At 71.1% G+C, this 15,590-nt stretch carries 14 protein-coding genes; 11 read left to right on the top strand and 3 right to left on the bottom strand.

Features of this window, described 5'->3' with window-relative positions; translation table 11 throughout:
* Positions 1-60: 60 nt before the first annotated feature.
* The 6 genes from ACWHYA_RS15805 to ACWHYA_RS15780 are packed head-to-tail and all read left to right on the top strand — an operon-like array spanning position 61 to position 5,316.
* Positions 61-633 carry an RNA polymerase sigma factor gene (locus ACWHYA_RS15805; protein WP_431473710.1) on the top strand — a complete coding sequence of 191 codons (573 nt, stop codon included), beginning with the start codon at positions 61-63 and terminating at the stop codon, positions 631-633.
* Positions 630-1,649, top strand: coding sequence for a hypothetical protein (locus tag ACWHYA_RS15800; RefSeq protein WP_425940690.1), 1,020 nt, complete (start codon positions 630-632; stop codon positions 1,647-1,649). Before ACWHYA_RS15805 ends, ACWHYA_RS15800 begins: the two co-directional genes overlap by 4 nt.
* A gap of 44 nt (positions 1,650-1,693) precedes the next feature.
* Complete coding sequence (locus tag ACWHYA_RS15795; protein ID WP_425940692.1) at positions 1,694-2,569, top strand: alpha/beta fold hydrolase; 876 nt, start codon at positions 1,694-1,696, stop codon at positions 2,567-2,569.
* Positions 2,566-3,327: a TSUP family transporter gene (locus ACWHYA_RS15790; RefSeq protein WP_425940693.1), complete on the top strand. Its 762-nt coding sequence runs from the start codon at positions 2,566-2,568 to the stop codon at positions 3,325-3,327. The genes ACWHYA_RS15795 and ACWHYA_RS15790 overlap by 4 nt, the downstream gene beginning before the upstream one ends.
* A 43-nt stretch (positions 3,328-3,370) precedes the next feature.
* A complete protein-coding gene (locus ACWHYA_RS15785; RefSeq protein ID WP_425940695.1) occupies positions 3,371-4,249 on the top strand; it encodes an NAD(P)-dependent oxidoreductase in 879 nt (292 codons plus the stop codon).
* A 2-nt stretch (positions 4,250-4,251) separates the two neighbouring features.
* The gene (locus tag ACWHYA_RS15780; protein ID WP_425940697.1) at positions 4,252-5,316 is read left to right on the top strand and encodes a tartrate dehydrogenase; all 1,065 of its coding nucleotides are present in this window, start codon (positions 4,252-4,254) and stop codon (positions 5,314-5,316) included.
* Between the two features lie 104 nt (positions 5,317-5,420).
* Here the strand turns inward: ACWHYA_RS15780 and ACWHYA_RS15775 are convergent, their stop codons facing one another.
* On the bottom strand, positions 5,421-7,808 hold the full coding sequence (locus ACWHYA_RS15775; protein ID WP_425940699.1) for a M14 family metallopeptidase: 2,388 nt from the start codon (positions 7,806-7,808) through the stop codon (positions 5,421-5,423).
* Positions 7,809-8,049: 241 nt separating this feature from the next.
* On the bottom strand, positions 8,050-9,198 hold the full coding sequence (nagA, locus tag ACWHYA_RS15770; RefSeq protein ID WP_448095608.1) for an N-acetylglucosamine-6-phosphate deacetylase: 1,149 nt from the start codon (positions 9,196-9,198) through the stop codon (positions 8,050-8,052).
* A 132-nt stretch (positions 9,199-9,330) separates the two neighbouring features.
* On the opposite strand from nagA, the gene ACWHYA_RS15765 reads away from it, so the two are divergent.
* The 4 genes from ACWHYA_RS15765 (at position 9,331) to ACWHYA_RS15750 (ending at position 13,077) form a co-directional block, all read left to right on the top strand.
* Complete coding sequence (locus ACWHYA_RS15765; RefSeq protein WP_425940703.1) at positions 9,331-10,134, top strand: DeoR/GlpR family DNA-binding transcription regulator; 804 nt, start codon at positions 9,331-9,333, stop codon at positions 10,132-10,134.
* 143 nt (positions 10,135-10,277) lie between these two features.
* Entirely contained in the window at positions 10,278-11,240 is a 963-nt protein-coding gene (locus ACWHYA_RS15760) for an ROK family protein (protein WP_425940705.1), read from the top strand.
* Complete coding sequence (locus tag ACWHYA_RS15755) at positions 11,237-12,220, top strand: 1-phosphofructokinase family hexose kinase (RefSeq protein ID WP_425940707.1); 984 nt, start codon at positions 11,237-11,239, stop codon at positions 12,218-12,220. The genes ACWHYA_RS15760 and ACWHYA_RS15755 overlap by 4 nt, the downstream gene beginning before the upstream one ends.
* 17 nt (positions 12,221-12,237) lie before the next feature.
* The gene (locus ACWHYA_RS15750; protein WP_425940709.1) at positions 12,238-13,077 is read left to right on the top strand and encodes a class II fructose-bisphosphate aldolase; all 840 of its coding nucleotides are present in this window, start codon (positions 12,238-12,240) and stop codon (positions 13,075-13,077) included.
* 61 nt (positions 13,078-13,138) lie between these two features.
* On the opposite strand, the gene ACWHYA_RS15745 is transcribed toward ACWHYA_RS15750, so the two are convergent.
* Positions 13,139-14,038, bottom strand: a complete 900-nt coding sequence (locus tag ACWHYA_RS15745; protein ID WP_425940711.1) for an SIS domain-containing protein — start codon at positions 14,036-14,038, stop codon at positions 13,139-13,141.
* 240 nt (positions 14,039-14,278) lie between these two features.
* On the opposite strand from ACWHYA_RS15745, the gene ACWHYA_RS15740 reads away from it, so the two are divergent.
* A complete protein-coding gene (locus ACWHYA_RS15740) occupies positions 14,279-15,559 on the top strand; it encodes an extracellular solute-binding protein (protein ID WP_425940713.1) in 1,281 nt (426 codons plus the stop codon).
* Positions 15,560-15,590 lie beyond the last annotated feature (31 nt).

Raw genomic sequence — 15,590 nt, 5'->3', positions numbered from 1 at the left:
TGATGGCGTCGGATGCGACTAGGGAGCATGAGGTACGTAGCCGAAGAGGCGGTGACAGGCATGTCGCAGGCGGGGTGCGACGCGGACGAAAGACACTCCGAGGCCCCCGTCCGCGAGGCTGCCCCCGAGGTGGTGGAGCTCACGCGGGACGAGATCGTCGAGAGCCTGTTCCGCGAGCACTACGAGGGTCTGCTGCGACTGTCTTACTGCATCCTGGGTGACCGCTGCAGCGCGGAGGACGTGGTCATGGAGGCCTTCTGCTCCCTGCACACGCACTGGTCCACCCTGCGCGACCGGGCGTCACCGGTCGGATACCTGCGGGTGTCCGTCCTGAACCTGTCCCGTTCGCGGATCCGTGCCCTGGTCAGAGAACGCACACGCACCGGATGGGCCGACCCTCCGCCCGTCCTGGACACCAGCGTGTCGGTGATCGAGCGGGACGAGGCGCACCGGCTCGTCGAGGCGGTGCGGTCCCTGCCCCGACGGCAGTGCGAGGTCATCGTCTGCCGCTACTTCCTCGAGCTGAGCGAGGCGGAGACCGCCGCCCTGCTCGGCATGAGCACCGGCTCGGTCAAGCGGCACGCCCACCGGGCACGCGCGGCCCTGTCGACCAGCATGGAGGTGACCCGATGAACATCGACGAGGCGCTGCACAGCTCGCTCCAGACCGTGGCCAGGGAGGTCTCGGTGACGCCCGAGCAGCTCGTCCACGCCGAGCACCGGTTCATCCACCGGCGCGAGCAGGGTGCCGTCCGGCGCCGCTGGGGCACCGGACTGGTGGCCGCCGCGGCCGTCAGCGGCCTCGTGCTCGCGGGGGCCGTCGGCTGGCGGGAGCTGCAGGAGGGGGCGGCGCCGCAGCCGGCAGCACCCGGGCCCCAGCTGCCGACGGAGCTCCCCGTCTCGGTCGACAACCTGGCCGGCATCTGGCTCACGCACGACGCCAGCGGCTGGCTGTGGTCCTTCCACCGCAACGGCACGGTCAGCTTCTTCAACCCGACCTACCAGGCCGTCTCCGACGAGGTTCCGGTTCCCTACGCGGTGACCGACACGGGCATCGAGCTTCCGGACGACCTGTGCGACTGGTCGCTGCAGATCACCGACGACGGCCGGATGGTCGGCAGCGTCGTCCCCGTCCCGGACTCGGACGGCGGCTGCACCGGTGGGGACCGCGTGTCGTGGATCCGCCTCTCACCGAGGTCCGATGTCGGTGCAGCGGTGGTCTACACCGGGTGGCGCGAGCACGAGAACAGCGAGGCAGCCAGGTGGCACCGTTCCCCGACCCCCGTCACCCGGATCGAGCTCATCACCCGCGCGTGGATGCAGCAGGGCACGGGGCGGCTCCTGGTCGTCACGACCCCGGACGGGGCGGAGGGCGGGCGCTACGTCCTCGACGACGACGGTGAGCTGCTGACCAGCCCCGACGACGTCGGGGAGGTCGCGATGGACGACGCGGGCAACCTCGTGCTCACCAGCAGCGACGAGTCGCAGGGATGCCCGGTGGGATCGACGGTGTTCTTCCAGGAGCCCGTCCTCCGCGGGACGGGTGGCACCATCCCCCCGAATCCGGCACCGGCCCTGGACCTGACGCCCGGTCCCCACGAGTGCTCGCAGCACGCCGAGCTGGGTGGGATCTGGGTCCAGGTCTCCTGACCTGGCCCCGCCCGTCAGCCGGTGCTCGTCGCTAGCATCAGGACGTGGAGACGTTCACCCGCGACGGTCTGGTCTTCGACGTGCTCGACGGCGGCCCGGTCGACGGTGACGTCGTGGTCCTGCTGCACGGGTTCCCCCAGGACGCAACGGCCTGGGACAGGGTGACGCCCGGGTTGCACGACGCCGGTCTGCGCACCCTCGCGCCCCACCAGCGTGGATACTCGTCCGGCGCCCGCCCCCGGCGCGTGTCGGCATACCGGTTCCCCGAGCTCGTCGCCGACGTCGTCGCGCTCCTGGACGCCGCCGGCGTCGAGCGGGCGCACGTGGTCGGGCACGACTGGGGCGGAGGGGTGGCCTGGGCGCTCGCCGCCGAGCACCCGGCGCGGGTCGCCAGCCTGGTCGTGCTGTCCACGCCGCACCCGTCGGCGCTCCGCTGGGCCCTGCGGCACACCGACCAGGGGCGGCGCAGCTGGTACATGCTCGCCTTCCAGCTCCCCGTCCTGCCGGAGCGGGGACTGGCCCGGATGCTCCGGTCCGGCGGCCTGCGCCGCACGGGCCTGGCGCGTGAGGACGGCGAGAGGTATGCCGCGCGGCTGGGTCGGGCGGGCGCGCTGCGCGGGCCGGTGAACTGGTACCGCGCCGCGCTGCGACCCTCCCGTGGTGGGCGCGGTGGGCGCGGTGGGCGCGGTGGGCGCGGTGGGCGCGGTGGGCTGGCGGCGGGACCGGTGGCGGTGCCGACGACCTACGTCTGGGGTGCCCGCGACCCCTTCCTCGGCAGGGCTGCCGCCGAACGGACCGCCCGGCACGTCACCGGCGAGTACCGGTTCGTGGAGGTGGACGCAGGTCACTGGCTGCCGGAGCGGCAGCCGGAGGTGGTGGCGCGGGAGGTGCTGGCGAGGGTGCGAGACTTCCGCCCATGACCCTGACGGCCTCGATGATCGCGTTCATCGTGGTCGCGATCGTCGTCGGGGCGACCCTGCAACGGGTGTCCGGACTGGGGATGGGACTGGTGGTGGCCCCGCTCCTGGCGGTGCTCCTCGGTGCCGCGCCCGGTGTGCTCGTGGCCAACGCCACGACGACGGTCTCGGCGTTGATGCTCACGGTGGCGGTGAGGCGGACCGTCGAGTGGCGCCGCGCGCTGCTCATCGGGGTCGCCGCGGTGCCGGGGGCGGTCCTCGGCGCGCTGCTCGTCGGGGCACTTCCCGGTCCGGCCCTGCAGATCACCGTCGGCGCCGTGGTGCTCCTCGGGCTGGGCACCGGGTGGCTGGTCGACCACCTCGGCCGGCTGCCGCACGTGCGCCGGTGGTGGGTCACCCCCGGTGCCGGGCTGGTCGGCGGTGCGCTCAACACCATCGCCGGGGTGGCCGGGCCGGCGATGATCGTCCACTCCCGCCTGGTGCGCTGGGGCCAGGCCGGGTTCGCCGCGACGATGCAGCCGGTCTTCATGGTCATGGGCGCCCTGTCGGTGCTGGCCAAGACCTTCGTCACCCCGGTCACCGCGTGGGTCCCGCCGTGGTGGCTGGCTGCGGTCGTGGTCGGCGGCGTCCTCGTCGGGATCGGTCTCGGCGGCTACCTCGCCGACCGGGTCTCCGCCTCGGCCGCCCGACGCACCGCCACCCTGGTCGCGGCGCTGGGCGGGGCGGCGGCCCTGGTCCGTGGGCTGCTCATGCTGGCCTGAGGACCGTAGGCTGGCCGCGGACCCGTCGGAGAGGACCCGTCTCGTGAGCACGATCGCCTTCATCGGCCTGGGGATCATGGGCAGTCCCATGGCCGTCCACCTGCAGCAGGCCGGGCACGAGGTGCGCGGCCACAACCGCTCGTCGGAGAAGATGCAGCCGCTGGTCGACGCCGGCGGGACGGCCTGCGGCTCGGCCGCCGAGGCGGTCGACGGTGCGGAGGTCGTCTGCCTCATGCTGCCGGACGGCCCCGACGTGGAGGACGTGCTCGTGGGGGAGGGCGCGGTCCTCCAGCACGCCCGGCCCGGCACGCTGGTGATCGACCTGTCCACCATCCGGCCCGACGTCGCCCGCCGCATGGCCGCCGAGGCGCGTGAGCGGGGCCTGCGCATGCTCGACGCCCCCGTGTCCGGCGGGGAGGCGGGCGCGCGGAACGCCACCCTCTCGATCATGGTCGGTGGCGACGCGGAGGACGTCGAGGCGGCGCGGCCCGTCCTGGAGGTGGTCGGGCGCACCGTCGTCCACGTGGGCCCCTCCGGCGCGGGACAGACGGTCAAGGCGGCCAACCAGCTGATCGTCGCCGGCCACCTGCAGGTGCTGGCCGAGGCCGTCGCCCTCCTCGAGGGGTATGGCGTGGAGCTGGGTCCCGCGCTCGACGTCCTCGGCGGTGGGCTGGCAGGGTCCGCCGTCCTGGAGCAGAAGCGGGAGAACATGGCCGGACGGCGGTTCGACCCGGGGTTCCGGGTCGAGCTGCACGACAAGGACCTCGGCATCGTCACCGGTGCCGCCCGGGAGGCCTCCGTGGTGCTCCCCGTGGGGGCGCTGCTCGCCCAGCTGATGACCTCCGCCGTGGCGAACGGCGACGGAGGACTCGACCACTCGGCCCTGCTCCGCGGGGTGCTTCGACTCAACGGAAGGTTGTGACCATGGACCAGCAGGTGAGGGTCGCCGTGATCCCCGGCGACGGGATCGGCACCGAGGTGATGGAGCCCACGCTGGGCATCCTCGAGGCGGTCGGACGCCGCCACGGCATCGACTTCTCCTGGCAGCACCACGACTGGAGCTGCGAGTACTACACCAGGACCGGCCGGATGATGCCCGAGGACGGCCTGGAGCAGCTCGCGGAGGCCGACCAGATCCTGCTGGGGGCCGTCGGCTACCCCGGGGTCCCCGACCACGTGTCCCTGTGGGGTCTGCTCATCCCCATCCGGCGTGCCTTCCGGCAGTACATCAACCTGCGCCCGGTCCGGCTGCTGCCCGGGATCGACTGCCCCCTGCGGCTGAAAGAGGGCACCGAGATCGACTTCCTCGTCGTGCGCGAGAACAACGAGGGGGAGTACTCCGAGGTCGGCGGACGCATGTACCGCGGCACCCCGGACGAGTTCGCCGTCCAGGAGTCCGTCTTCACCCGCCGCGGCGTCGAGCGGGCCGCCCGCTACGCCCTGGAGCTGGCATCCTCCCGCCGGGGGAGCCTGGCGTCGGCCACCAAGTCCAACGGCATCATCCACACGATGCCGTTCTGGGACGAGGTCGTCCACGAGACCGCGCAGGCCTACCCGGGCGTCGAGGTGCGGGACTACCACATCGACGCGCTCTCGGCCCTGTTCGTGCTGGACCCCGGCCGGTTCGACGTCGTCGTCGCCTCCAACCTCTTCGGCGACATCCTCACCGACCTCGGTGCGGCGATCATCGGGAGCATCGGCATCGCCCCGTCCGGCAACCTCAACCCCGAGGGGGAGCACCCCTCCATGTTCGAGCCGGTGCACGGGTCCGCCCCCGACATCGCCGGGCAGGGCGTGGCCAACCCGCTCGGCCAGATCTGGGCGGCCTCGATGATGCTGGACCACCTGGGCCACCCCCAGGCCGCGGCCGAGCTGGTGACGGCGATCGAGGCCACCCTCGTCTCAGGGGTGCGCACGCCCGATCTGGGCGGCACCGCGAGCACCACCGAGGTGGCCGACGCGGTCCTGCAGATCGCGGCGGCGGGATAGTCCGCGCTGTCGTGTCACGCCGGTCGTCCGGACGACCGGCGTGACCCTCACTCTGACGCCCCCTGCACCGGTGGGGCGCAGGGGGCGTCTGGTCCGGGGCGGGCTCAGCGCACCCGGACCTTTTCGGACCGGTAGTTGTTCGCCTTCTTCTCCGGGTCGTAGTTGCGCTCGACGTTGCCGGCCACGTCCACGGCGAACCAGTTGACCGTGGTCGTGTTGGACACGGTGATCTCGGCAGGACCCTCGCGCAGGCCGGCGGACTCCACCGTCGGGGAGTCGTAGGTCGGCCGGCTGCCGTCGGTCGTGTAGTAGACCGTGGCGGCCTCGTCGGTGGTGATGACGAAGCTCACCGAGCCTTCCTCGGTGCCCGTGACCTCGAGGTCGCTCGTCGGCGCCTTGACGTCACCTGCCTGTTCGAGGGCCACCTCGAGCATTCCGATCATGCCGTTGCTGAACTCCATCGCCTCCTGGTAGCCCTCCTCGAACGGCGGCTGGAAGCCGACCGCACGCCAACGACCTGCCTCGGCGTCCCACAGGTCCGCGCCCACCTCGAAGTTCCAGGCGTAGATGTCGCCCTCGTAGAAGTGTTCGTCGGCCGAGTTGCCGGCGGCCGAGTAGAGGACGTCGATGACTGGGCCGGTGCGCCCGGGCCAGATCGCCGTGCCCCGGTAGTCCTGGATGGTGCTCAGGATGTGCTCCGAGGCCTCCCAGAAGTGCTCCTCGGTGCCGAAGTCGGGACGGGGCAGCGGAGTGCGGTCGGGCTTGTAGGCACCCGGGGCCCACATGAAGTAGCCGCCGTAGCTGTGCGTGTTCATGGCGTACTCGATGTTGTCGAACTCCTCGGTCAGCCACTTCTCGTTCTGTGCCTCCGGCTCGGAGAGCTCGTCGGGCCCGGCGAAGACGGCGCTGGTGCAGTTGTCCGACGCGCCGACGTACCCGTCCTGGTGCGAACCGACCGTGAAGTTGCGGTTGAGGTCGACGCCCCAGCTGGTGCGCCGGGCGGGGTCGCTCTGCTCCGGCCCGCAGTAGTTGGTCATGTTCTTCCGCTGCCAGTTGTAGTCATACATGCTGTAGTGCCCGCCGTCCGGGTTGACCGTCGGCATGATGAACACGTCCAGCCCCTTGAGCAGCTTTCGCGTGCCCGGGTCGTGCTGGTAGTTGCGCAGCAGCCGTTCGGCGGTCTCCACGCACGTGATCGGGGTGACCCACTCCCGGGCGTGCTCCTGGCAGTAGAGCATGACGCCCGGCCGGCTGCCGTCGCGCTGCTCGCCGATGCGGATGGCCTTCATCTCGAACGGGTCGCGGGACACGGAGTCGGGCGCACTGAGGTTGTCGCTGAGGGCGAACTCGCCGGTGGCGGTGACCACCCCTGTCCGGGAGTCACTGCGGTATGGCGCGGCGGTCATCACCTCTCCGGCCGCGGCGTTGATGGCGGCCACCACCTCGTCGGCGGTGGAGACCGGGTCGCCCGCGGAGTCCGTCTGGAGGTGGACCGTGGCGACCGATCCGTCGACATCGACCGAGAGTTGCTGGTCGACGGCGTCGGCGGCCAGCACCAGGCGGGCGCTGTTGCCACCCTCGTGGCCCCAGGCGGCGCTGGTGACGTAGAACGCGTGCGAGGCGAGGGTGCCCACGGTCACCTGCGCGTGCCGTCGGTAGCCGTTGGTCTCGTGCGGCAGGTCGACGACCTCTGCCAGCTGCGGGAACTCCGCCGCCAGCTCCTCGACCCGCTCGGTGACCTCGGTGGGATCCAGGTAGCGGTCGACGAAGCCGGACGCGTAGTGGGGCGACGGACCCTTGCGCGGCTGACCGAGCCACTGGGTCACCGGCACGGTCAGCTCACCACCGCCGGAGCTGGTGTAGGTGACGGCGTCGGGCACGTCCTCGACCGCGATGGGGGCGCTGGCCCGGTGGTACATGTACTGACCGGCGTCGGTGAACCGCTGCAGGGTGACGGACCCGCCGTCCCAGTCGGCGGTCACGGTCACCGACGCGGGCGCGTCCGACTTCACCTCCAGGTTGAGGTAGGTCTCCCCACCGACGGAGGTGAACCACTCCGTCCGCAGCGGTGTCAGCGTGTCGGTCGCCGCCTCGGTGGCCTCGGCCGCTGCAGCTGCGCTACGCCGCTCCTGCTGCACCGTGGCCAGCGTCCCGGCGTCCTCGAGAACGCCCAGCACGCGTACTCCGGCGTCCTCCAGTGTCGCCTGCTCATCCTCGGTGAGCACGGCGTGGACCTCGAGGCCGTCGTCCAGGGGCTTGGTGTAGTGCGCCAGGTCATAACCCTCCTGCTCCAGCTCCAGCACGGCCGCCTTGTCGGGAACGGCCAGGCGGACGAGGCTGGTCACCTCGGGTTCGCCGAGGACCTCGTCCGCGGTCTCGGTGGCCGAGCCCGTCGAAGGGATGAGCAGAAGGGGAAGGGGCAGGAGCGGGACGGCGAGGAGTCGGGACAGCCGGGTCCTGCGGCGACGGGCGGGCGAGGGTGGATGGTTCACTGATCCTCCTTGATCGGCCCCCGCGCGCCGGCGTCCCGAGCCGCCGGTCCGGATGGTCGGGCGACGCGAGACGGGCTTCACTGGACCGGCGGGTGCTCGTGAGTATGGCGTCGCTCACAACCCCCTGGAAGGGGTTGAGCCCACTGCTGACCCAACCTTGACCGGCGGCATACCTGCTCTTGACCAGAGCGCGTGACCCTCGTCGAGGTGGCGACCCGGAGTGTGAGCGTGGGACTCCGCCTCAGGAGAGGAAGTCCCCGCCCCGCATCACGAACAGGACGTTCAGACCTTCGTCCAGGGCAACCAGGTCGGCCGGCCGACCAGCCTGGATCGTGCCGGCGCTGAGCCCGAGAGCGCGGGCCGGGGTGCGCGTGGCCGCCGTCAGCGCTGCCGCCGTCGTCCACCCGGCCCTGACCGCCGTGCGCACGGCTCTGTCCATGGTCAGGGTGCTGCCTGCGATGCTGCCGCCCTCCACGAGGCGGGCTGCACCGTGGCGGACCTCGACGGCGAGCCCGCCGAGCGTGTAGGAACCGTCCCCCGCGCCTGCAGCGGCCATGGCGTCGGTCACCAGCGCCACCTGTGAGCGGGCGCTGCGCTGCACGAGGTTCACCACGTCCGGATGGACGTGCAGGTCGTCGACGATGACCTCGACGGTGAGCCGGGGGTCGGCCAGCGCCTCGACAACAGGTCCAGGATCGCGGTGGTGGATCGGGCGCATGGCGTTGCACAGATGGGTCACGACGCTTGCACCGCTGTCGACAGCGGCACGCAGCTGAGGCCCGTCGGCGTCCGTGTGACCCACCGCCACCGCGACGCCGGCCCGCGCAAGCTGGACGACCGCATCGGTCCCACCGTCGAGCTCGGGCGCCAGGGTCACCATGCGTAGGTGACCGTCGGCAGCCCGGACGAGAGCAGCGATCTCCCCGGGGTCAGGTGTCCGAAGGTGACCAGGGTCGTGGGCACCTGCGTGGAGCGGGCTGAGCCAGGGTCCCTCGAGATGGATGCCCGCCACGACCCCGCGAGCGGCGAGGCCGGCCAGCCTCGTGACTTGCTGGTGAAGGTCCTCCTCGGCCGCTGTGACCAAGGATGCGATGACGGTCGTCGTCCCGTGGAGCAGGTGCACGGACGCGGCGACGCTGACGTCGTCCGCGTCGGGTGAGCCGAAGGCGGCGCCCCCGCCTCCGTGGCAGTGCATGTCGACGAATCCCGGACTGAGCAGTGGGACGTGCAGGTCGGCGTGGGCTGGGGCAGGCCCTTGGCCGACCTCGACGACGGCGTTCGCCCGGATGCGTACCCATCCCGGGACGAGACGCCCGTCGTTCAGGAGCAGCTGCTCCGCCTGGATCAGGGACACCACCAGGCCCACTCTTGCACGGTGGGCGCATGCCATCATCACGACGACGCGCCGTCCTGCCGAGGCCGCACGGGGCGGACCCGGGGACGGTCGTCGTCGTGGAGGCTGCGTGTAGGTTCGCAGCAGGACGCTGGAGAACGATGCGTCGTCGACGTGGAAGGATGACGAATGTCCCGGGCAGAGCGGCTGTCCCAGCTGGTGGATCGGATCGTCGCTGAGGGATCCATGAGCGTCGAGCGGGTCATGGAGGTTCATCGTGTCTCCGCGGCCACAGCCCGGCGTGACCTGGACGCCCTGGCCGACCAGCAGCTCGTCATCCGTACCCGTGGCGGGGCCCAGGCGAACGCCGCCTCCGGTGACGTGCCGATGCGCTATCGGGCGGCCCGGCGTGGGCGGGAGAAGCTGGCGGTGGCCAAGGCGGTGGTGGAGCGACTGCACCCCCATGAGGTGGTGGCCTTCAACGGAGGGACGACCACCACCACGGTGGCCTACGAGCTCGGTGTGCGGATGGCGCACGAGCACCCCAACGAGGACGAGGTCATCACCGTGGTGACCAACGCAGTCAACATCGCCAACGATCTCATCGTCCGACCGCAGATGCGTGTCATGCTCACCGGAGGTGTGGCGCGCACGCGTTCCTACGAGCTCGTCGGTCCGTTGGCCGAGGCGCTGCTGCCGCGGGTCAGCATCGACACGCTCGTGCTGGGTGTCACCGGCATCCTTCCCGACCTGGGGCTCTTCACGCACCACGACGGTGAGGCGTCGGTGAACGCGGCGCTGGTCGGTGCGGCGAAGCGGATCATCGTGGCCGCAGACTCCTCCAAGTTCGGTGTCACCGCGTTCGCCCGGATCTGTGGCCTCGAGGACGTCGATGTCCTCGTGACCGACCCGGGCCTGCTGGATGCCGACCGGGCCGCCGTCGAGCGTGCCGGCGTCGAGGTGCTCGTCGCCTCGCCCCCCCCGATGGGCTGAGGCGCAGGAGCCCCGGATCTCAGGAAGGACCCGCCGAGCACCCTGGATGCGTCGTGGGGTCGCTATCATGCTTGAAAGTGAGCGATCCGGCTCTCAAGGACCGCGAACGAGCGGCTCGGCGATCGAGTCAGGAGAGGAGATGGGTGGATCTCGTCATCGGCGTGGACATCGGTGGCACCCGAACCAAGGTCGTCGCTCTCCCGGCGGCCGGGGGATCGGTGGAAGACGCCGCGATGCGTACGCCGGAGGATGCACACCCGATCGGCGAGCAGGTGCTGTCGACGCCCCCGGACGTGGCCGACCGGTTCGTCGACCACGTGCGTACCGCGCTGGCACGGGTCGTCGGTGACCACCGGCTCGTGGGTCTGGGCGTCGTCGTTCCCGGTCTGGTCGACCACCGCACGGGCACGGCGGTGTGGTCCGCCAACCTCAGGTGGCGGGACCTGCCCCTGCGCGACCTCGTCACCCGGGCGTCCGGCTCGCGAAAAGGCGTCGCCGTAGCCGTCGGGCACGACGTGCGAGCCGGCCTGGTGGGGGAGCACCGCTTCGGCGCGGCCCGGGCGGAGCAGGACGTGCTTTTCGTCGCGCTCGGCACCGGCCTGGCCTCGGCACTCCTGGTGGGTGGACGCCTGGTCGTGGGTTCACCCTGGTCCGGTGAGATCGGGCACGTGGTCGTGCGGCCGGGAGGGCCGGAGTGCGGTTGCGGCGCGCTTGGCTGTCTGGAGGCCGTCGCGGGCGCGGGGGCGCTCGCCCGGCGTTGGCTCCAGATCACCGGCCGCCCGGGCGACGCGCAGGTCGTCGCCGAACAGGCCGCCGCGGGGGAGCCTGTCGCGGTCGAGCTGTGGTGCGAGGCGATCAACGCTCTCAGCGCCGTCCTGGCCCCGGTCGTCGCTGCCACCGGAACGCAGCTGGTGCTGGTGGGAGGGGGTCTGTCCAACGCGGGTGCCCAGCTGCTCGGGCCCCTCGACACAGCCCTGCACGAGAGGCTTCCGGGACAGCGGATCCGGGTCGCGCGCGCAGGACTGGGCGACCGGGCCGCCGCGCTGGGGGCCGCGGCCCTGGCCCTGGACGAGGTGTCCAGGAACGGTCGGTCGATGTCGCTGTGATCATAACCCTCACGCCCAACCCGGCGATCGACGTCACCTATCGGGTCCCGTCCCTCCGTCCCGGCGCCTCCCACCGGATCACCGACCTCCACCGACGTCCGGGAGGCAAGGGAGTGAATGCGGCCGGTGTCCTTGCGCGGGTCCGTGGAACGCAGCGAGGGTCGGCTGCCGTCACCTGTGCCTCCGCCGTGGATGAGGCATCCAGAGCCTGGTGGGACTCCGACCTGGCTGCCCGTGGCATCCGACCGGAGACGGTCGCGGTGGCCCCGCCCTGGCGGACCCGCACCAGCACGACCGTCGTCCAGGACGATGGCACGGCCACGGTTCTCAACGAGGCTGGTGACACCCCCGACGAGCAGGTGTGGCGCGGACTGGTGGAGCGCGTGTCCGGCCTCGGTGCTGCGGCCCGCGGGGCGACAGGTCCGAGGGCGGGGCGGGCTGTGCTCGCCATCTGCGGCAGCCTGCCGGGCGCCGCTCAGGACTCTCCGCCCGGATCGCTGCTCGAGCTGGCCGCCCGCTTCGGCGGCGTGGGGGCACTCGTGGTCGACGGATCGGGACCGTGGTTGACCGCGGTGTTGGCCACCCGCCCCGCCCTGGTCAAGCCCAACGCGGACGAGGCCGCTGCAACGACAGGTGAGGACGACCCCTTGAGGGCCGCTGAAGCACTCGTCAGGTCAGGCGCCAGGGCAGCCATGGTCAGCGCCGGCGCGGACGGGCTCGTCCTCGTCCTGGACGACGGCAGGCGCTGGAGCGGCCGTCCCGGTCGGGTTCTTCGGGGCAACCCCACCGGCGCCGGTGACGCTGCGACTGCCGCCGCGGCGTCATACCTGGCTCAGCACGATCCTGCCGACGACCCGGAGGCGCTGCTGCGGCAGGTGGTCGCCTGGTCCGGCGCCGCCGTCCTGCACCCTCACGCCGGCGATCTCGATCCCGACCACCTGTCCGAGCTTGGTGCCCTCGCCGGCATCGAGCGAATCTGAACGTCGAAGGAGAGACCGTGCCCCTGCAGCCTCTGCACACCGTGCTCGCTCAGGCCCGGACCGAGGGCCGTGCCGTCGGTGCGTTCAACGTCGTCCAGCTGGAGCACGCCGAGGCCTATGCCGACGCGGCCGAACGTGCGGGCCTGCCCGTGGTGATGCAGATCAGTGAGAACTGTGTGCGCTACCACGGTGCGCTCGCCCCGCTCGCCCGCGCCGTGGTCGCCATCGCCGACGCCTGCGCGCAGCACGTCGTCGTCCACCTGGATCACGCGGAGGACGTGTCGCTCGTGGCGCAGGCGCTCGACCTCGGGATGACGTCGGTGATGTACGACGGTTCGCGGTTGCCGGACGAGGAGAACCGCAGCGTCACCGCCGAGGTCGTGCGCCGCTGCCACTCGGCGGGGGTCAGCGTCGAGGCCGAGCTCGGCGAGGTCGGGGGCAAGGACGGTGTCCACGCGCCGGGGGCACGCACGGACCCGCAGGAGGCCGCGCGCTTCGTGGCCGACACCGGCATCGACGCCCTGGCCGTCGCCGTCGGCAGCTCGCACGCGATGACCGAGCGGGTCGCCACCCTCGACGAGGGACTCATCGCGACGATCGCCGGACGGGTCGGGGTACCGCTGGTGCTCCACGGTTCCTCGGGCGTTCCCGACCAGGGCCTGCAGGGGGCCGTGCGAGCCGGGATGACCAAGGTCAACATCGCCACCCACCTCAACGTCGTCTTCACCCGGGCGCTGCAGGAGGTCCTGGCCGAACGCCCCACGGTGGACACCCGCAAGTATCTCGGCCCCGCCCGGGAGGCGGTCGCCGAGGAGAGCGCTCGCCTGCTGCGGCTGCTCGCCGACGCGCGTCGCTGACCGGGCCGGGCGACGGGCCGCAGCAGAGGCGGGCCACCACCCCCCTGTCGTGACAGCGCCGTCAGGACAGGACGATGCTCCGCGTGAGGTTGCGCGGCTGGTCGGGGTCGACACCCGCGAGCTCGGCGCGGACCACGCAGTAGCGGTGGACGCGTACCAGCTCGGCCATGGGGTCGACCCCCGGGTGAGTGACCAGCTCGGCTCCCGTGGCGGTGACGGAGTCGGCCAGGCCCTCGGGCAGCTCGTCGAGCGTCCAGACGGCGCGGCCCGGTGCCGCGATCGAGATCGGGCCGTGCCGGTACTCCATGGCCGGGTACGCCTCGGTCCAGAACTGCACCGACTCCCGCAGCTTGAGCCCAGCTTCGTTCGCCAGGCCTACGCTCCAGCCACGGCCCAGAAAGGTGACCTGCTCGACCTCCGTCAAGGAGGCCGGAAAGAGGTCCTCTCGGGGGATCCGGAGGATCTCGCGTGCGTCGGCGATCGCAGCTGAGAGGTCGTCACCGACGGAGAGCCGCAGAAGCCCGAGTGCTGCCGTGGCGAAGCGGGTCTGGACGACGCTCTGCTCGTCGGCGAAGTCGAGCAGCACGCACTCCTGGGCCTGCTCGGCCACCTGGGTCCCTGGCGTGGCAACGATGGCGACGTGCGGAACGCCCCGCTCCCGGAGGTCGCGCATGACCTCGATGACCTCGGTGGTGGTGCCCGACCGGGTGATGAGGACCACCTTGTCGTAGTCGCGCTCGCGCGGGAACTCGCTGGCGGCGAACGCGTCGGTCACGCCGTGACCCCGGGACTCCCGTAGCGCGGCATACGCCTGCGCCATGAACCACGAGGTGCCGCAACCGACGGCTGCAACCCGCTGGCCACGCGCGGGCAGAGGTGGGAGGAGCGTCTCGCTGCGGTCGACCACCTCGGCCCACACGTCCGGCTGCGTCGACAGTTCGGTCTCCAGGTGACTGGTCACGATACTCCCTTGCTTGACGTTTCCTGATGTATTCAGGCCCCTTAGCATCACTTGATTGCGTTCAGACGTCAAGTGTTCTGCCGTCCTCCCCGCCCGTCGCGCCACCCACGCCCATAGACCGATCTTGACTCAAACGTGACCCGATGCTTCACGTTCGCTCTTGTGATCGTGGGTCAGGCAGGGGTATGTTCGTCCGGTCCTGGGCCTCGACCACGTGGGCCGGACGTGAGAGGAGAGCCAATGAAGACTTCTTTGAGGGCCGCGCTGGCCACCACCTCGGTGGCGTCGGTGCTCGTCCTGAGCGCCTGCGGCGGAGGGACGGGAGCCGGGTCCGCCGGTGGTGGCGACGGAGACGACAGCACCGGCGGCGAGGACGAGCCCCAGACGATCAAGCTCGTCGCGGCCGAGTACTCCGCCAGCAACACCAAGGCGTTCTGGGACCAGTTCGCCGAGACCTACAACGAGACGACCGGGCACACCCTGGAGGTCCAGGTCATCAGCTGGGACAACATCGACCAGCAGGCCTCGACCATGATCCAGAACAACCAGGCGCCGGACATCCTGAACCTGAACGTCTACGCCAGCTACGCGGCCGACGACCTGCTCTGGAGCGCGGAGGAGGTGCTTCCGGCTGAGGCGCAGGAAGACATTCTGGACACCTTCGTCGAGTACGGCACCTACGACGGCAAGTTCTACGGCTTCCCCGACCTGGCCAGTGCCCGTGCCCTGTTCTACAACGCCGACCTTTTCGAGCAGGCCGGCATCGACGGGGCGCCCACGACGTGGGACGAGCTCAAGGAAGACGCAGCGGCCGTCGCGGACCTGGGTGACGGCAACGTCGGATACGCACTCCCGCTCGGTCCGGAGGAGGCGCAGGGGGAGTTCTCGATGTGGTTGTACAACAACGGTGGGACCTGGAAGGACGGGGACACCTGGACGATCAACAGCCCGGAGAACGTCGAGACTCTGGAGTTCATGAAGACGCTGGCGGACGAGGGGTTGACGCAGAACAACCCCGCGCGAAGCAACCGGGCGGACGCCTTCGACCTGTTCAAGTCCGGGAAGGCCGGCATGGTCGTCGGCTTCAGCCCGCTCGCCACGCAGCTGGACGAGGAGGACCGGGTGGACTACGAGGTCGCCCCGTTCCCGACCAACGACGGCTCCGAGAGCAAGACCTTCGGCGTCACCGACTACCTCATGGCCTTCAAGAAGGACGGCAATCAGGAGGCGGTCCGGGCGTTCTACGAGCTCTACTACCAGGAGGACCAGGTCAACACCTTCATCGAGAACGAAGGCTTCCTGCCGGTCACCGAGTCCGGCCTCGAGTACTTCGCCGATGACGAGGACCTGCAGGTGTACCTGGACACGCTGCCGAACGCGCGGTTGACCCCCACCGACGACCCGACCTGGGACAGCGTCAAGCTGGCGGTTCAGCAGAACCTGGGTCTCGCGCTGGGCGACAAGGGCCCGCAGGCCACCCTGGACGACCTGCAGCAGACCGCCGAGTCCGCCGGCGACTGATGACGGCTCCCGTGTCTGGACCGTCGGCGCC

It is taken from the genome of Ornithinimicrobium carbonis (genome assembly GCF_977012275.1).
The sequence above is the reverse complement of the archived record's forward strand: the minus strand, read 5'-3'. Positions and strand labels throughout refer to the sequence as shown.

Bases quoted from the DNA above. Each gene is read 5' to 3' on its own strand.
- ACWHYA_RS15805 (WP_431473710.1), top strand. From the start codon at position 61: ATGTCGCAGGCGGGGTGCGACGCGGACGAAAGACACTCCGAGGCCCCC.
- ACWHYA_RS15800 (WP_425940690.1), top strand. From the start codon at position 630: ATGAACATCGACGAGGCGCTGCACAGCTCGCTCCAGACCGTGGCCAGG.
- ACWHYA_RS15790 (WP_425940693.1), top strand. From the start codon at position 2,566: ATGACCCTGACGGCCTCGATGATCGCGTTCATCGTGGTCGCGATCGTC.
- ACWHYA_RS15780 (WP_425940697.1), top strand. From the start codon at position 4,252: ATGGACCAGCAGGTGAGGGTCGCCGTGATCCCCGGCGACGGGATCGGC.
- nagA (WP_448095608.1), bottom strand. From the start codon at position 9,198: ATGGCATGCGCCCACCGTGCAAGAGTGGGCCTGGTGGTGTCCCTGATC.
- ACWHYA_RS15765 (WP_425940703.1), top strand. From the start codon at position 9,331: ATGTCCCGGGCAGAGCGGCTGTCCCAGCTGGTGGATCGGATCGTCGCT.
- ACWHYA_RS15740 (WP_425940713.1), top strand. From the start codon at position 14,279: ATGAAGACTTCTTTGAGGGCCGCGCTGGCCACCACCTCGGTGGCGTCG.